We start from the raw sequence: 16,088 nt of genomic DNA, 5'->3' as shown, positions 1-16,088 counted from the left end.
GGCGACTATGCAGATCCTGACGTCTCGCTGGTCAAATGTCGGTAGGGTCATGCAGCTGGCGCTGGAGGGGGTGGCGGGTGCCACCCTCTTTGCCTTGATGCTGCTGACGACTGCTGATGTAGTAGGCCGTTATTTCTTTAATCTACCTATCCTTGGAACCGTCGAGTTGACCCAGCAGATGCTGGCCGCTGTGGTGTTCCTGTCACTGCCAGTAGCATGCTGGCGTGAAGAGCACGTTAGCGTGGATCTCTTGGATGCCATATTCCCTGCGCGCTGGATATGGCTGCGCCAGATGATCGTCAACTTAATTATCGCAGTGGCTTTATGGGTGATCGCTACACGGGTTTGGGCACTGGGCGTGCGTGCTTTCGAGTGGGGCGATGTCACTGAGTTTCTACGCATTCCCGATGGTTACCTTATTTACTTGATTGCCATCATGCTGTTTCTTTCTGCTCTACTCACCTTCGGTCGAGCGGTGAGTTACCTGCTCGAAGGTGTGGGTGTGATTAAGTGCGGTGGCCCAGTCAGCCAGGGAGATAAGCATGATTGAAGCACTTTATGGGTTTGCAGCGCTGTTGATATTGGTATTCCTGCGCATGCCTCTGGCTTTTGCCATGGGGATCGTGGGCTTTGTGGGCTTCTACTACCTGACCGGTAACTGGAACGCGGCTGAAGCCATGGCGTCGCGCCGGGTAGTCGACACCGCTAGGGACTACGGTCTATCGGTGATACCACTGTTTATCTTGATGGGTAATTTGGTGTCCCATGCTGGGCTCTCTGATGCGCTATTCCGGGCCTCCAATGGTTTTCTTGGACACCGTAAGGGCGGTCAGGCGATGGCCACCATCGTGGCTTGTGGTGGTTTTAGTGCTATTTGTGGGTCGAGTCTTGCGACCTGCGCCACTATGGGGCGTGTTGCCATGCCCCAGATGCGTAAGTACGGCTACAAGGACTCGCTGGCGGCAGCCTCCATTGCAGCGGGCGGAACCCTTGGGATACTGATTCCTCCCAGTGTGATGCTGGTGATCTACGGCATCATTACTGAGACCAGTATCCGTGAACTGTTTGCGGCGGGCTTCATTCCCGGCATGCTGGGCATTGTGATGTATCTCGGCGCGGTTAAGTGGGTTCTGTGGCGTGATCCCAGCGCTGGGCCAGCGGCCGAAAAAGTACCCTGGAACGAGCGCCTTTCGGCCCTAAAAAATGTGGGGAGCACCCTGGCGCTGTTCGTATTGGTTATCGGCGGCATCTATTTGGGTATATTCACCCCAACCGAAGCGGCGGGTATTGGCGCAATGGGTGCCTTTGTGATTGCGCTGCTCAAGCGTGCTTTGACGCCGACGATACTCATGAATGTCCTGATGGACACTGTGCGAACAACAGCGATGCTGTTTGCGGTGGTGTTGACGGCGCTAATCTTTGCTAATTTCATTAACCGCGCGGGGCTTCCCAATGACCTCCTGGCGTTGGTCACCGGGCTGAACGTGGCCCCCTTCGTGGTAATTCTCGTTATCTTGGCCATTTACGTACTGTTAGGCTGTGTATTCGAAAGCATGTCGATGATGCTGCTGACCGTGCCGGTCTTCTTCCCGGTCGTGGCGGGGCTTGGCTATGATTTGGTGTGGTTCGGCATACTGGTGGTTATCGTCATTGAGATTAGTTTGATAACGCCCCCTGTCGGTATGAATGTGTTCGTATTGCGGGCTGTATTACCGGACGTATCAACAGGCACTATCTTCCGCGGCGTTACGCCTTTCTGGGTCGCCGGTACCATACGCGCACTGCTCGTACTTATATTCCCAGCGATCGTGCTTTTTCTGCCGCAGTTACTGTATTAAAGCTACGCTATTAATACAGTGCTATTAACGTCCTTGCTAAACAAACGGCTGACAGGGTAAGCGCCCTGTCAGCCGTTTTTTGTCGTCTTAAGGCACCCGCGACGGCGGCTCAGCGCGAAGGCTAAGCAGTTTCGCAACCACCCTGGCACCGCTGCGCGCTGCTTTTGCGGGTGCGCTTCGCTTACCACGCACTACATGTGTTGGCTGGGGCGTTACTGCTGCTTGGCCACCAGCGTTAGAATGTCATAGCTGGCGACCAGTTCATCGTTTTGATTGGTCACCGCTACGTCCCACATAACCACGCCCTGTGGATGCCCGTCGGGAGAAGCCCTGCCCTGATCAATCTTGCGTTTACACGTGAGGCGGGCGCGGATAGTGTCGCCTACCAACACAGGTGTAATAAAGCGCAGTGTATCCAGGCCGTAGTTAGCCAGTACGGGGCCTTCGCCTGGGTAAACGAATAGACCCGCAGCGGCAGACAGCACAAAGTAGCCGTGGGCAATGCGCTGGCCGAACTGGGTCTCTTTGGCGGCAATGTCGTCGAAGTGCATATAGAAGTGGTCGCCGGAAAGGCAGCCAAAATTGACGATGTCGGCTTCAGTGACGGTGCGGCGGTGGGTTAACAGTGACTCCCCAACCTGCAGGTCGTCGAAATGGCGGCGGAACGGGTGGACGTCAGTCTCGATCACCTTGGCGCCACGCACATATTCCTTTGTGACTGCCGCGAGCATGCTCGGAGAGCCCTGGATGGCGGTGCGCTGTAGATAGTGGTGAACCGCACGAATGCCGCCGAGTTCCTCGCCACCGCCTGCGCGGCCGGGCCCGCCATGCTTGAGCATCGGTAGCGGAGAGCCGTGGCCAGTGGATTCCTTTGACGCCTGAGTATCCAGAATCTGCAGGCGGCCGTGCTGGGCGGCCAGAATGGGGATCATTTCAGCCGCAATGGCAGGGTCTTTCGTGGTCAGCGTGGTCACTAAGCTGCCCTTGCCCTTGGCGGCGATGGTCAGGGCTTCGTCGATGCTGCTGTAGGGCATTAGCGTCGCGACGGGGCCAAAGGCTTCAATGTCGTGAGCGCCGCCGTCGTTCAACGGGTTACGATTGATCAGCAAGTGGGGAGTAATGAAGGCGCCGTTTTCAACACCCTGGCCGACAGGCTTGAAGCTGCCGTCTCTGCCGAAGACGCACTCACTAGTCTCTAGCAGTTGTTCAATTGCGTGGTTAACGTCTCTCAATTGGTCACGGGAAGAGAGCGCGCCCATGCGTACGCCTTCTTCATGAGGATCACCGACCACAATGTTGGCAAGCCGCGACTTAAGTGTGTTCGCCAATGCATCCAGATGCGCGGCGGGCACTAAGATTCGGCGGATCGCGGTACATTTCTGACCTGCCTTGGCGGTCATCTCCTTGACCACTTCTTTGGCAAAGATTTCGAACTCTTCGTCTTCCGGGCTAACATCCGGGGCCATGATGGCGCTGTTGAGCGAGTCCGCCTCGGCGTTGAACGGGATGCTCTTCGCCATGATGTTAGGGTGGCTTTTCAGCTTCAGGGCGGTGCTTGCCGAGCCGGTGAAGGTGACAAAGTCCTGCTCTTCCAGATGATCCAGTAAGTCACCGGCTCCGCCGATAACCAGTTGCAGCGCTCCTTCCGGCAGCAGGCCTGAGTCGTTGATGACGCGCACGGCTGCTTCGGTCAAGTAGCTAGTGGCGGTTGCCGGTTTGAAGATACACGGCATGCCTGCCAAAAAGGCGGGTGCGAACTTCTCCAGCATGCCCCATATGGGAAAGTTAAACGCATTGATGTGTACAGAGACGCCGCGGCGGGGCACCAGTATATGGGTGCCATTGAAGTGGTTCTCTTTTCCTAGCTGAGTCACCGGGCCTTCATGGGCCACATTGCCGGAGGGCAGTTCCTTGCGGCCAGTGGAGGCGTAGGTAAACAGGGTGCCAAAACCACCGTCGATGTCGATCCAGGAATCGGCCTTGGTGCAGCCAGTGTGGTGAGAGATGGCATAGAGCTCACGCTTACGCTCTTGGATATAGGCGGCCAGCGCTTTAAGGATGGCGGCCCGTTGCTGGAAATCCAGTGCCAGCATATTTTTCACACCGGTGTTGCGGGCATACGCCACCGCTTCACGGAAGTTGATCTCTTCTTGGTGGGTATGCGCAACGGTTGTGCCGTTAATGGCGCTAATAAGCGCTTTGGATTCGGCCTTTCCGAACCACTGGCCTGCGATGTAACTCTGTAAAACTGACATTGCGTACTCTCCCGCAAAACATAGACGAAGCCGACGCGTTCGCTGGCTTGGAAGTGGGTGGGTTAGGGTTTATACCTCGTCATAGTCAAGCACCACCCTGTCGCTGATCGGATAGCACTGGCAGGACAGCACGTAGCCGGCATCGATTTCGTAATCTTCCAGGGCGTAATTGGCGTCCATTTCCACCTCGCCTTCGATGACTTTGGACTTGCAGGTGGAGCACACCCCAGCCTTGCATGAGAAAGGTATATCGGCCCCGTGCTCGTTACCTGCTTCCAGGATGCTCTGGGTGTTGCGGGGCAGGTCATATTCAATAGTACGGCCGTCGATGATTACCTTGATGTGCGAGGTTTCTGCTTTCACCTGGGCCGCTTTCGTCGCCTGGCGGCGCTTGGCGCCTGCTGTCGGTAGCCCGGTAGTAAACAGCTCGAAGTGCACTTTTTCCTTCGGCATTCCATGTTGGGTCAGAACACCACGCACGATCTCGGTCATTTCTTGCGGGCCACAGATAAACGCGGCGTCGAGCTTGGATACGTCTACCCAGCGGTCAAACAGGGCGTTGCATTTGTCGGCGTCGATCCGGCCGTTGTAAAGATCGATTTCCTGTTGTTCGCGGCTGAACACATAAATGATGTTGAGGCGTTCCAGGTAGCGATCCTTGAGATCCTGAAGGCGTTCGCGAAACAGCGTCCCCGTGGTAGAACGGTTGCCATAGATTACGGTAAAGCGGCTGTTTGGCTCGCTTTCCAGGGTGGTGGAGACGATTGACATGATGGGGGTCACGCCGCTGCCTGCGGTGACCGCCAAATAGTGCCCTTCACGGTTGGGGTCGAGTGGCACGAAGAACTTGCCCTGGGGGGGCATCACGTCTAACTGATCACCGGGCTGCAAGTGCTGGTTGGCAAAGGTGGAAAAGCTGCCACCCGGCACCAGCTTGACGGCGACTCTCAGCTCATGTTCGTGGACACCGGTGCAAATCGAGTAGGAACGACGGACATCCTCACCTTCGATGTCGCGACGTAGAGTCAGGTACTGCCCTTGGGTAAAGCGAAAGGCGTCCAGCAGGTCATCGGGAACGTCGAAAGCAATGGAAACGGCATCATGGGTTTCCTTGCGAACATCCTTGACGGTCAGGGCGTGAAATCGGCTCATGGGAAATGGTCTCGTCGTTTTACAGACACTTGAAATAATCGAAAGGCTCCAGGCAATCGCGACAGCGGTAGAGCGCCTTGCAAGCCGTAGAGCCGAATTCGCTGACGCGTTCGGTCGCGTTGCTGCCACATAAAGGGCAGGGCACTACCGGGTCAGACTGGCCGGTCAGGCTACGTTTGCTAGCACTTCCTACCGGTGGTGCGATGCCGTAGGCGCGCAATTTTTCGCGCCCGGCTTCGGTTAACCAATCGGTGGTCCAGGCGGGGGACAGGCGGCGCTGAATTAGCGGGTCTGAGTAGCCAGCGGCCACCAGCGCTTCATGGATATGCTGTTCGATGACTTCCGTAGCCGGGCAGCCGGAGTAAGTTGGCGTTACGTTGACCGCCAACCGACCGTCCACCCAATCGATATCCCGCACAATTCCCAGCTCAACCACGCTGACCACCGGTACTTCCGGGTCAGGCACTTCCTGCAAAATGGCCAGCACGGCTTCAACATCGCCTTCGTCACCGGCTGGCGGCAGGCCGCTGCGGTCGCTACCGATTAAGTCACTGGAGGGCCAGTCATCGGTAAGCGTCGGTGGGTGGTTACCAGACGGTCGCATCGGGATAGGCCCTCGGCAGGTATTGCATTTCCGCTAATAGAAAGCCCAGATGCTCGGTGTGATGCCCGACTTTACCGCCGGTATACATCCAAGCTTCGTAGGAAGGGCGCTCCAGCGTGGCTTCTTCAAACACCTCTTCCACGGTGGCTTTCCAGCGGGTGGCCAGCGTCTCTGGGGCTGGCGCAATACCGGCTTCCAGCATGGCCTGATCAACCTCGTCGCCCTGCAGTAGCTCACCGGTGAACTGCCAGAGGTTGTCGAGCGCTCGCTGCATGCGGGTGTGGCTCTCTTCCGTGCCATCGCCCAGGCGAATCACCCATTCAGAGGAGCGGCGTAGGTGGTACGTTGCTTCCTTAAGCGACTTGGCCGCCACTTCAGCAATACGTGGGTCGCTGGAGTGAGACAGCCCGTCAAGCAGGTGGACGTGCCATGCATCGAACAGGAACTGGCGCCCCATGATGTCGGCGAAGTCACCGTTGGGCTGTTCAACGAGCAACAGGTTGCGAAAATCCTGGGCATCGCGGCGAAAGGCTAAATAGTCGGCATCATGGCCCTGGCCTTCCAGTTCAGCAGCATAGTCCAGCCAGTTGCGTGCCTGACCGAAGAGGTCGAGACCCACGTTCATTAAGGCCAGCTCCTCTTCCAGCGCTGGTGCTTTGCCGCACAGTTGTGCGTGGCGCTGGCCGAGTACCAAGGCGTTGTCGCCAAGGCGCAGTAGGTAATCGATCAACGGGGTTTGTTTCTTTTGAGCCATGTTTTGCATCACAGCCTCCCTTACATGTGGCCGACTTCTTTCGGCAGTTTGTAGAAGGATGCGTGGCGATAGACCTTATCGTTAGACGGATCGAACAGCGGCTCTTTCTCATCGGGAGAGGAGGCGGTGATTTCGCTGGCCGGAACCACCCAGATGCTCACCCCTTCATTGCGACGGGTGTACAGCTCACGGGCGTTTTCGATTGCCATGCGGCGATCGGCTGCGTGCACACTGCCGACGTGCTTGTGATTAAGGCCGTGTTTGCTGCGTATAAAAACTTCGAAGAGGGGCCAGTCAGCCATGAGGAAAGCCTCTGTGGTCAAAGGAGCCCCGCGTCGCAGGGCTCTCGATTGTTTTAAGAATCAGGCTGCTCGGTGTTGACGCTTGGCGGCGTGGGCCACGGCGGCTTCACGTACCCAGGCGCCGTTATCGATGGCGCTGCGGCGTGCTTCGATGCGCTCGCGGTTGCAGGGGCCGTTACCCTTCACTACGTCGAAAAATTCCTGCCAATCGATTTCACCGAACTCGTAGTGGCCGGTCTCTTGGTTATATTTGAGATCCGGATCAGGGGCGGTGCAGCCCAGCAGCTCTAGCTGCGGTACGGTTTGGTCGAGGAAGCGCTGTCGCAGCTCATCGTTGCTATGGCGCTTGATCTTCCAGGCCATCGACTGAGCGCTGTTGGGAGAATTTTCGTCGGATGGCCCGAACATCATTAGCGAGGGCCACCAGAAGCGGTTAATGGAGTCCTGCACCATGGCTTTCTGGTCGTCGGTGCCCTCTTGCATCATGGTCAGCAGAATCTGATACCCCTGGCGCTGATGGAAGCTCTCTTCCTTGCATACGCGAATCATGGCGCGCGCATAGGGGCCGTAGGAGGTGCGTTGAAGCGGCACCTGGTTGACGATGGCTGCGCCGTCGACTAACCAGCCGACGGTACCCATGTCTGCCCAGTTGAGTGTTGGGTAGTTGAAGATACTGGAGTACTTGGCGCGACCGTCGTGGAGCTTGTCGATCTCTTCATCGCGGTCGACACCCAGGGTTTCCATGGCGCTATAAAGGTATAAGCCGTGACCCGCCTCATCCTGAATCTTGGCCATTAGCTGCAACTTGCGCTTAAGGGTTGGCGCACGTGTCAGCCAGTTGCCTTCCGGCAGCATACCGACGATCTCGGAGTGGGCGTGTTGAGAGATCTGACGGATCAACGTCTTGCGGTAGGCGTCCGGCATCCAATTTTTGGGTTCTATTTTAATTTCATCATTGATGCGCTCCTGGAACTGGCGTTCCTCAGGGCTCATCTCATCAAGCGTTTTGAGTTTGTTAGAACCGGTTTCAACGAGCTGCGCGTACATAGAGACCTCCGCGGCGTCGATATATCAGGGAGTGTGGCTTATTTTTCCTAAAGTATAGTGATACGAAATATTTTATCAATAGGTATTTTTATGTGTCACTTTAATACTTTGTGATAACAGATGTAGATAGGGCTTGGCCTTAAAAGGAAAAAAATAGCTAAAACAAGTGATTCAAAAATGCCTGCAGAGGGAAAAATTATTTACGCTAATATGCAGAACCTCTTTTGTGGACGCTAGGTGCGGCCTGAACAGTCGGATCGAAAGTAAGGCTCTAACAAGGGCTGGCGCTGCCGTTACTTGTGGCGCTAAATTTCAGTGGAATACTTGCCTGGCTGCTTTGAATTTCCAGCCCTTTAACGTGGGGGACGGCGTAGACTCGTGATCAATTCACGGCGGTGGGAGCCTGGTATCGTCAGGTCTATAGTGGTTGCCAGGATGTTGCATGCTGTGTCTCTTCTGTTGGTAAAACAGAAAGTGAGTCAGCGCTGCTAACCTGTTGTGAAATGCTCTTCGCCGATGCGGGTCATTGCAATGAGAAAAACAAGGTAGCTGTATGCTCGAAACACAACAAGATATTAAGAAATTCTTTAAACATGATTTGAAGCTCAGACACCTCCGGATCATTGCCATGCTTGCCCAGTTGGGGCAGGTCAGTCATGTGGCGAAAGCAATGAACGTGACTCAACCGGCGATTTCTAAGCAAATCGGTGAGATTGAGCGTTCCCTGAACAGCCCAATCATTCAAAGGCAAGGTAACCGCGTTGTTTTCACCCCTATCGGCGAAAGGTTGGCAGCCCATGCGACTGAAATCGTACAATTAATTGAAAGGGCTGAATTTGATGTCGATGCTGTCCACCGGGGGTTAGGAGGCCACGTTGTAGTGGGTGTGGTCGCCTCACTTGCACCGACACTGTTGCCAGAGGCCATTAAGCGGCTCAAGGTAATTGCTCCTTCTGCAGTCGTTTCTATCACTGAAGGCCACTTTAATCAGCTATTACCTCTGCTGGAAAATGGCAATCTAGATATCTTGATAGCTCGGGCATGGGAGCCTTTCTTTCGCGAGGGTATCAGTAAAACCTCGATATTAAAGGAACCTATCCTGGTGGTAGCCGGCTCTCAGCACCCGCTTGCGGTGCGAGCAACAATCGAATGGAAAGACGTTGTAGCTTGGCCATGGATTAGCCCCGCAGAAGGGTCATTAGCGAGGCAGGCCGTTGACACATGCCTTGCCAAAGCCGGTTTAGCATTCCCTTCCAGTTATATCGAATCTACATCACTACTGCTCAACTTTGAGCTGATGCGGATCGCTCCGTTCATCAGCCTCATGCCTGAGTGGTTGGCCAGACATCATGCGGGAAAGGGAGATCTAAGTATCCTGCCGTTGCAATTTGATGAAATTCTTTCGGAAGCCTACTGCTATTGGAGAAGCAATTCATCTAATGCAACTAGCAAGCTATTTCAAGAATGCCTGGAGCAGGCAAGCCACCAGTCTCGTTTTACTTCCCATTGAGTCAGAATAAAGTGAAGCGCTCTCTTCGTATTACTGTTTGGTTATACGAAGAGAGTAATTTGTCATTTGTCTGCCTTCACATCACTGAGTATTCTCAAATAAAGACAAGTATAAGTTCTGTTAGTAGCAACGCCTTCGGAGCCTTGTATGGCCTATGCTATCGTAGCTTTTTGTGTATTCCTGTTTTCGGGTACAGCATTCGCTTATCTAGTAGGTGCCACTGCGGTCATCGCATTTTTGACGACTGGCTATCCGCAATACATAGCGATACTTCCTCAACGTATCTTTGCTCAGTTAGATGTCTTTGCTTTTATGGCTATGCCCTTGTTCATACTCACCGGAGAGCTGATGAATCGTGCTGGTGTGATGGGGTCTCTGATCGATTTTGCTATGGCTCTGCTTGGTCGTTTCAAAGGTGGTCTGGGGCATGTCAATATTATGACGAGCCTATTCTTTTCTGGTATATCAGGTTCCGCGGTGGCCGATTCAGCAGCTGTATCCAACTCTTTGATTCCAGCTATGCGCGAACGTGGTTATCCACCATATTATGCAGGAGCACTAACCGCCGCTTCATCAATGATTGGGCCGATTATTCCGCCTAGCATCATTATGATCATTTACGGAGGGCTAACAGGCACCTCCGTAGCAGCGCTTTTTGTGGCTGGCATTTTGCCTGGTTTGCTACTGGCCTGTTTGCTCTTCGCATTTAATGCCTGGATAGCACATCGAGACGATCATCCCGGTGGTAGCACTATTGATATTCCTCCACTGTTCGCTAGCTTTAAAAGAGCGTGGCCTGCTTTATCTATACCCATCATTATCCTTGGCAGTATCGTCTTTGGGCTTACAACTCCAACTGAAGGCGCAGCACTTGCTGTTATTGCGGCTATATTAGTAGGTTGGTCGATGGGAGGGATGTCTTGGAAAGTGCTCTATTCAGCCGTGGAGGCGACAGCACGTTTAACAGGCTCTATCTTTATTATCATTTGCTCTATCGCAGTACTTAGTTATCTTGCAGGACTGCTGGGTTGGCCTCAATTATTGGCAGGCTGGATAGCCTCAATGGGGCTTGCCGGAAATAATTACCTTTTGTTACTTATTTTTGTGCTTCTTGTTGCCGGTATGTTCATGGACACACCTGTGGCACTCACATTACTCGTACCATTGCTTGTGCCTACAGCGCTGTTACAAGGTTTCAATCCGGTACATCTAGGTATTATGGTTTGCTTCAACCTTTGTATTGGATTGATAACACCTCCTTTTGGGAAATGTTTAATTGTGGTTTCGGGGATTGCGAAAATAAATTACTGGAACCTTGCTAAAGCAACACTACCCTTTATTGGAATACAGTTAGTAATATTGTTGATAATTGCCTTTTTTCCGAATATTAGTCTCTTGCTTCCACGGATATTCGGGTTCAACGTGCTCTAGATTAAAAAATCACAACTTCTATCGATAACAAGCATAATGGAGACACTGTATGAAATTGCTAAAGATTCTCGCAATGGCGTCAGCCCTAATTGCATTTCCTATGTCGGTTCTTGGTAGCGAAATCAAGGTTGCTCTGGATAGTCCAACGGACTTAGAAAGGTCAGGCTCCTATGTTTGGGCACATAATTTTACTGAAGCTCTCAAAGAGCGCGGCTTAAATGCTCGAGAAATACCTCGAGATGCTATGGGGGGAGAGGCAGAAAAACTCGACCAACTTTCAATGGGCCTACTAGAAGTATCTTTGTCGGACGTAAATTCAGTCGCACGCATCGATCCGTTTATTTTCGGCGTACGTTTGCCTTATCTTTTTGATGGAGTGAGCCACATGGATCGAGCTCTCACTGAAGGTGATGTTCTGTCACGCATCAATGAAAATATTAAGCATGCTGGGGTTCGTTTATTGACGCTCGCACCGCTTGGCCCTCCCTCCGGTATTATCACAACACGCAAGGCTGTCACTCAGCCTGAAGACATGGCCGACCTGCGGATGCGTGCCATCGACGATGTACAAAACGCGCTCTATAGAGCTTGGGGCGGAAGCGGAACAATTGTTGCTTGGGGAGAGGTGGCGGCAGCAATGCAGACAGGTATTGTCGATGGCTATATTAATACTTCACTTGTCCCAATTATGTTTGGACAAACGGACATCATAAGCTATTACACTGATACTAATGTTATGAACGCTTTACGTGCGGTTCTGGTTTCTGACGACTGGTACCAGGGTCTGAGTGAGCAGGAAAGAAGTATTGTCGATGAATCCGTTGGTATTGCTAATCAGGCCAACCGGGCATGGCTTCAAGATATTACACCCAAGGTTTTAAACGAGCTTAGGGAAAATGGTGTGGAAGTAACAACATTGTCGGCAGAATCGCGTGATAGATTTCGTGAGTTATCTCGCTCGGTTTACGATCAGACGGAGCTGACACCCGCACAAGTCGAGACGTGGACTGATCTTGCCGAAAAGACGCGCTAAATCCAGTTGTTAGTTGCCCTATCCAGTTATATTAACCTGGGTGCAGGGGGGGGCTTTTCTAGTGATTATGCTGAGCGTAAGGTGTATACAATATGTGCCGTTCAATAGTTATCCTCAGTGATTGTCTAGATTGGCTTGCTCGCCGAGTATCAGTATTGTGCTTAGTGTTGATGCTGCTATTCGTAGCAATCCAAGTGGTGGCTCGATACGCTTTTAACGCACCGCCATCATGGACAGAAGAAATGGCTCGTTACATGATGGTGTGGGGCGGGCTGCTCGGAGCTACGCTTTCTTTTAAGTCGAAAGATGACCCTGCGCTTTTTCAGGGGGCCATGCACTTTAAGAGCTTTCCATTGAGGCTGTTTTCGGCACTGTTGCGCGGTGTGGCAGTGCTCATCTTTTTTGTTCCTATTATCTATTTCAGTATCTTGGGGTCTGGAATGGATCCGTCACGTGGTTTTATCGCACGTCAGTCACAGATTAGTGCAGATACGTTGGGATTTCCGATGTCATGGGTGGTGTTATCTGTGCCAATTTGTGCAGCTATTATTTTGGTGCATCTGCTTGCTCGTGCTTGTGAATCGAAAATTAGCAAGGAAGGATCTACTTTCTATCATTAATGATTTTCTATTAATTGTTAAGTGGAATTGTGGTTTTTTTAACTTTATTACCCATGTTTTAAATGATCGTTGAGATAGTATTTTGATGTCAGTCATGCTGAAAAAGATAAAAGTGACGTTCTATTGGTGATTGTTTTATGTGTCGTAAAGATTTTTGTCATTGTTAATGATGGTGACTATTGTTTTTAATAAAAACCTGGTTATATCGGGTGTTTCTTTTAATAAGTTACATAAAGGAAGATGTTTGAATGATACCTTGTGATTTGAGTGCTACTCAGGCTCGTCGCCTGCTTTCTTCAAAACAGCTCTCTGTTGTCGAGCTTGCTGAGAGCTGTATTGCCCGAGCGGAAGCTGTGAACCCGGCAGTAAATGCTTTAGTTAGCTATAATCACGACTTAATGCTTACTCAAGCTCGCGATGCTCAAAGGGAAATCGACCAAGGTAAGCCTCTTGGTGTACTGCACGGTCTGCCATTGTGTGTAAAGGATATGGTCGATGTAGTTGGTTTTCCTACAACTTATGGTAGTGAGTTATATGCCGATAATATAGCTACGTCAGATGACCCGATGATCACCCAGCTACGCCAAGCAGGTGTCGTCATTATGGGTAAGACAAATAACCCTGAGTGGAGTGCTGGAGGAAATACTCGAAATGCGGTGTATGGCGTCACTGCGAATCCCTTTGATTTATCTCGTTCTGCAGGTGGTTCATCGGGAGGCTCGGCCGTGGCTGTTGCCTGCGGCATGGCACCTTTGGCGACTGGTTCGGATACCGGCGGTAGCCTGCGAAGCCCAGCGGCATTCAATGGTGTTGTTGGCTTTCGTCCCTCGCCTGGCGTAGTTCCTGGATCGCAGCGTTCATTAGCACTGCTTCCTTTATCTACCAGCGGGCCAATGGCACGGACTGTAGCTGACACCGCACTCATGCTATCAGCCATGATTAGACCTGACCGAAGAGATCCATGGGTATCGGTAGTTGAGGAAAAAAGCCACCATAACCCTGACTCTTACACGCATTTACCCTCTTCTGATCTGAGTAGTGCTAGAGTTGCGGTTACCCATGATTTTGGTTTTGCGATAACAGAGTCGCTTATTGCTGAAACCTTCCTTGATAAATTACATCGGTTCGGTCATGTATTTGCTTCCTTAGAGCACACCCACCCGGATTGCCATGGTGCAGATAGGGCTTTTTCAGTTTTAAGAGGATTGTTGTTTTCCGGCCATCATCGTGAGTTGGTTAGAAACCATCCAAGTAAAGTGGGCCCGAATATCAAGGCCAATGTTAAAGAGGGGGCTTCATTCTCTGCGTTAGATGTCGTGGAGGCCATGAATTTGCAGACCCAAATATACCGGCGCTGGCAAACATTTTTCGAACGGCATGATTTTATTATTGCGCCGACTACGACTATTAGTCCACGAAACTGGCATGAGCTTTACCCCAGTGAGATAGACGGAAAACCGATGGAAAGCTATTACCATTGGCTTTCAATGGCTTATGCGTCGACGTTGGTTGGCCACCCATCTATTACGTTACCTGCCGGACGGGATCTAAATGGTCTTCCTTTTGGTTTGCAGATCATTGGCCGCCGTGGCGAAGACCTGGCTACGCTTGCTTTTGCTCAGGAACTAGAAGCCTTGTTCAATACTGTTCCAGAGCTCTCACGTCCTCAGGTCGATACTAAATCGCTTTGCAATGCCCAGCCACTGAGCTTCTCTGAAGGCTTCCTCGGCTTCGGTTAATTGATTTTCAATAAGTATCAGGAGATACGCTATGAACATGCCATTTTCTAAGTTTCGCGAAGTCAATGATCTAATCGTGCTTTCCGGAGAAGTTCCTTTAGATGAAGAAGGAAGAATACCGGAGGGAATTGTTGCGCAAACTGATCTAGTAATGAAGCGCATTTCTTCAACACTGGCCCAGAGTGGTCTGGGGTTAAGTGAGATTGTATCAGTCACTGCCTATCTCACTGATAAAAGTGATTTTGAGCTTTTCAACAGTACTTATAAGAACTATTTTTCTGCGCCTCTGCCGGTTCGTACTACTGTATGTTGTGAGCTTTTTATCGATGCTAAGGTAGAGCTAACAGTGGTGGCCGCTCGTTCACTTTCAGCTTCACAAGCCTAAAGCTTAAAAGCCATGAATAATAAGTATTCGGGGGCTGATATCATTGCCCTAGGCTCTGTCTGAAAAGAGTTAACGCACGTCTTTGACCCGCTTGGCCTTACCCATCGAACGCATAACACTTTCTACCGGGCACACCTCGACCTTGGTGCTGATACCAATGTGCGTCTTGATGGCATGCTGGAGCTGTTTCGCGGCTTCTTCACAAGCCACGGGGTCGCGGGCGATGTCATGATGATTCGCCTCTACACGAACAAGCACCATGTCCATATTGCCTTGGCGGCTGACTTCGATCTCGTAGTGGGGAGAAAGCGACGCGATTTTGAGCAGTTGTTCTTCGATCTGGGTGGGGAACACATTCACCCCGCGAATGATCAGCATGTCGTCGCTGCGGCCAGTGATCTTGTCGATGCGTCGCATGGGGCGCGCGGTGCCCGGTAGTAGGCGGGTCAGGTCACGGGTGCGGTAGCGAATCACCGGTAGGCCTTCTTTGGTTAAGGTGGTGAACACCAGCTCGCCGTATTCGCCGTCTGGCAGGACGTCACCACTGACCGGGTCGATGATCTCGGGGTAGAAATGATCTTCCCAGATGGTCGGGCCATCTTTGGTCTCCAGGCACTCCATGCCTACGCCCGGGCCCATTACCTCAGAGAGACCGTAAATATCGAGGGCGTCGATGCCCAGGCGCTGCTCTAAGGCTGTGCGCATGCTGTCGGTCCAAGGTTCGGCGCCGAAGATGCCAGTACGCAAGGGCAGCGTATGCGGGTCGATGCCTTGGCGCTCCATTTCGTCCGCGATGTTGAGCATATACGAGGGGGTGACCATGATGATGTCCGGCTCGAAATCACGGATCAACTGAACCTGTTTCTCGGTCTGGCCGCCCGACATGGGAATCACCGCGCAACCCAGGCGTTCAGCACCATAATGCGCGCCCAGCCCACCGGTGAACAGACCATAGCCATACGCCACATGCACCTTGTCGTTGCGGCTGCCGCCGGCGGCGCGGATCGAGCGCGCCATCACATCAGACCACACATCAATATCGTTCTGGGTGTAGCCGACCACCGTCGGTTGCCCGGTGGTGCCGCTGGAGGCATGGATGCGAACGATCTCGCTCATCGGTGTGGCCAACATGCCGAACGGGTAGTTGTCGCGCAAATCGGCCTTGGTGGTAAAAGGTAGTTTGGCGAGATCCGCCAGCGTCTGGATATCGTCGGGATGCGCCCCAGCCTTGTCGAAGGAGTGGCGGTAGAAGGGCACATTGTCGTAGGCGTGCTTCAGGCTCCACTTCAGGCGCTTGACCTGAGTGGCGCGCAGCTCGTCGACGCTGGCGGTTTCCAAGGGGTCGAGAGTCGCGGTGTTGATACGCGTTGCGGGCTGATTCATCAGGGGTCTCCGATCAAGCTAGTTGTTATTGGACT

15 protein-coding genes are annotated in these 16,088 nt (G+C 52.5%); 8 read left to right on the top strand and 7 right to left on the bottom strand.

The window, feature by feature from the left end; all coding sequences use genetic code 11:
- Positions 1–7: 7 nt before the first annotated feature.
- Positions 8–550 (top strand): TRAP transporter small permease, encoded by a 543-nt coding sequence (locus E0L35_RS14740; RefSeq protein ID WP_138800679.1) that lies wholly within the window; start codon positions 8–10, stop codon positions 548–550.
- Positions 543–1,838, top strand: coding sequence for a TRAP transporter large permease (locus tag E0L35_RS14735; protein WP_138800678.1), 1,296 nt, complete (start codon positions 543–545; stop codon positions 1,836–1,838). Before E0L35_RS14740 ends, E0L35_RS14735 begins: the two co-directional genes overlap by 8 nt.
- Positions 1,839–2,050: 212 nt before the next feature.
- Here E0L35_RS14735 and paaZ read toward each other — a convergent pair whose 3' ends face one another.
- The 6 genes from paaZ to paaA all read right to left on the bottom strand — a co-directional run bounded on the left by paaZ (position 2,051) and on the right by paaA (position 7,952).
- Complete coding sequence (gene paaZ, locus E0L35_RS14730; protein WP_138800677.1) at positions 2,051–4,093, bottom strand: phenylacetic acid degradation bifunctional protein PaaZ; 2,043 nt, start codon at positions 4,091–4,093, stop codon at positions 2,051–2,053.
- Between the two features lie 69 nt (positions 4,094–4,162).
- Complete coding sequence (gene paaE / locus E0L35_RS14725) at positions 4,163–5,245, bottom strand: 1,2-phenylacetyl-CoA epoxidase subunit PaaE (RefSeq protein WP_138800676.1); 1,083 nt, start codon at positions 5,243–5,245, stop codon at positions 4,163–4,165.
- Positions 5,246–5,264: 19 nt separating this feature from the next.
- Positions 5,265–5,849: a 1,2-phenylacetyl-CoA epoxidase subunit PaaD gene (gene paaD, locus E0L35_RS14720; protein ID WP_230804447.1), complete on the bottom strand. Its 585-nt coding sequence runs from the start codon at positions 5,847–5,849 to the stop codon at positions 5,265–5,267.
- Positions 5,833–6,612: a 1,2-phenylacetyl-CoA epoxidase subunit PaaC gene (gene paaC, locus E0L35_RS14715; RefSeq protein ID WP_138800675.1), complete on the bottom strand. Its 780-nt coding sequence runs from the start codon at positions 6,610–6,612 to the stop codon at positions 5,833–5,835. The genes paaD and paaC overlap by 17 nt, the downstream gene beginning before the upstream one ends.
- A gap of 11 nt (positions 6,613–6,623) precedes the next feature.
- Positions 6,624–6,905 (bottom strand): 1,2-phenylacetyl-CoA epoxidase subunit PaaB, encoded by a 282-nt coding sequence (paaB, locus tag E0L35_RS14710; protein WP_022521442.1) that lies wholly within the window; start codon positions 6,903–6,905, stop codon positions 6,624–6,626.
- 60 nt (positions 6,906–6,965) lie between these two features.
- The gene (paaA, locus tag E0L35_RS14705) at positions 6,966–7,952 is read right to left on the bottom strand and encodes a 1,2-phenylacetyl-CoA epoxidase subunit PaaA (protein WP_138800673.1); all 987 of its coding nucleotides are present in this window, start codon (positions 7,950–7,952) and stop codon (positions 6,966–6,968) included.
- A gap of 553 nt (positions 7,953–8,505) precedes the next feature.
- Here paaA and E0L35_RS14700 point away from each other — a divergent pair.
- The 6 genes from E0L35_RS14700 to E0L35_RS14675 all read left to right on the top strand — a co-directional run bounded on the left by E0L35_RS14700 (position 8,506) and on the right by E0L35_RS14675 (position 14,670).
- A complete protein-coding gene (locus tag E0L35_RS14700; RefSeq protein ID WP_022521444.1) occupies positions 8,506–9,462 on the top strand; it encodes a LysR family transcriptional regulator in 957 nt (318 codons plus the stop codon).
- 147 nt (positions 9,463–9,609) lie between these two features.
- On the top strand, positions 9,610–10,893 hold the full coding sequence (locus E0L35_RS14695) for a TRAP transporter large permease (RefSeq protein WP_022521445.1): 1,284 nt from the start codon (positions 9,610–9,612) through the stop codon (positions 10,891–10,893).
- A 49-nt stretch (positions 10,894–10,942) separates the two neighbouring features.
- Positions 10,943–11,926 carry a TRAP transporter substrate-binding protein gene (locus tag E0L35_RS14690; RefSeq protein ID WP_022521446.1) on the top strand — a complete coding sequence of 328 codons (984 nt, stop codon included), beginning with the start codon at positions 10,943–10,945 and terminating at the stop codon, positions 11,924–11,926.
- A 92-nt stretch (positions 11,927–12,018) separates the two neighbouring features.
- A complete protein-coding gene (locus E0L35_RS14685) occupies positions 12,019–12,546 on the top strand; it encodes a TRAP transporter small permease subunit (protein ID WP_022521447.1) in 528 nt (175 codons plus the stop codon).
- Positions 12,547–12,794: 248 nt separating this feature from the next.
- Entirely contained in the window at positions 12,795–14,285 is a 1,491-nt protein-coding gene (locus E0L35_RS14680; protein WP_138800672.1) for an amidase family protein, read from the top strand.
- 31 nt (positions 14,286–14,316) lie between these two features.
- Positions 14,317–14,670, top strand: a complete 354-nt coding sequence (locus E0L35_RS14675; RefSeq protein ID WP_138800671.1) for a RidA family protein — start codon at positions 14,317–14,319, stop codon at positions 14,668–14,670.
- Positions 14,671–14,739: 69 nt separating this feature from the next.
- Here E0L35_RS14675 and paaK read toward each other — a convergent pair whose 3' ends face one another.
- Positions 14,740–16,053 carry a phenylacetate--CoA ligase PaaK gene (paaK, locus tag E0L35_RS14670; RefSeq protein ID WP_138800670.1) on the bottom strand — a complete coding sequence of 438 codons (1,314 nt, stop codon included), beginning with the start codon at positions 16,051–16,053 and terminating at the stop codon, positions 14,740–14,742.
- Positions 16,054–16,088 lie beyond the last annotated feature (35 nt).

Origin of the sequence: Halomonas sp. ATBC28 (genome assembly GCF_005937175.1) — a bacterium.
Lineage (GTDB): Bacteria > Pseudomonadota > Gammaproteobacteria > Pseudomonadales > Halomonadaceae > Vreelandella > Vreelandella titanicae.
This window is presented reverse-complemented; position numbering and strand designations above follow the sequence as displayed.

Coding starts and splice junctions, on each gene's coding strand:
- E0L35_RS14740 (WP_138800679.1), top strand. CDS start 8: ATGCAGATCCTGACGTCTCGCTGGTCAAATGTCGGTAGGGTCATGCAG.
- E0L35_RS14735 (WP_138800678.1), top strand. CDS start 543: ATGATTGAAGCACTTTATGGGTTTGCAGCGCTGTTGATATTGGTATTC.
- paaE (WP_138800676.1), bottom strand. CDS start 5,245: ATGAGCCGATTTCACGCCCTGACCGTCAAGGATGTTCGCAAGGAAACC.
- E0L35_RS14695 (WP_022521445.1), top strand. CDS start 9,610: ATGGCCTATGCTATCGTAGCTTTTTGTGTATTCCTGTTTTCGGGTACA.
- paaD (WP_230804447.1), bottom strand. CDS start 5,849: ATGCGACCGTCTGGTAACCACCCACCGACGCTTACCGATGACTGGCCC.
- paaZ (WP_138800677.1), bottom strand. CDS start 4,093: ATGTCAGTTTTACAGAGTTACATCGCAGGCCAGTGGTTCGGAAAGGCC.
- E0L35_RS14680 (WP_138800672.1), top strand. CDS start 12,795: ATGATACCTTGTGATTTGAGTGCTACTCAGGCTCGTCGCCTGCTTTCT.
- paaB (WP_022521442.1), bottom strand. CDS start 6,905: ATGGCTGACTGGCCCCTCTTCGAAGTTTTTATACGCAGCAAACACGGC.
- E0L35_RS14675 (WP_138800671.1), top strand. CDS start 14,317: ATGAACATGCCATTTTCTAAGTTTCGCGAAGTCAATGATCTAATCGTG.
- paaK (WP_138800670.1), bottom strand. CDS start 16,053: ATGAATCAGCCCGCAACGCGTATCAACACCGCGACTCTCGACCCCTTG.
- paaC (WP_138800675.1), bottom strand. CDS start 6,612: ATGCAAAACATGGCTCAAAAGAAACAAACCCCGTTGATCGATTACCTA.
- E0L35_RS14690 (WP_022521446.1), top strand. CDS start 10,943: ATGAAATTGCTAAAGATTCTCGCAATGGCGTCAGCCCTAATTGCATTT.
- paaA (WP_138800673.1), bottom strand. CDS start 7,952: ATGTACGCGCAGCTCGTTGAAACCGGTTCTAACAAACTCAAAACGCTT.
- E0L35_RS14700 (WP_022521444.1), top strand. CDS start 8,506: ATGCTCGAAACACAACAAGATATTAAGAAATTCTTTAAACATGATTTG.
- E0L35_RS14685 (WP_022521447.1), top strand. CDS start 12,019: ATGTGCCGTTCAATAGTTATCCTCAGTGATTGTCTAGATTGGCTTGCT.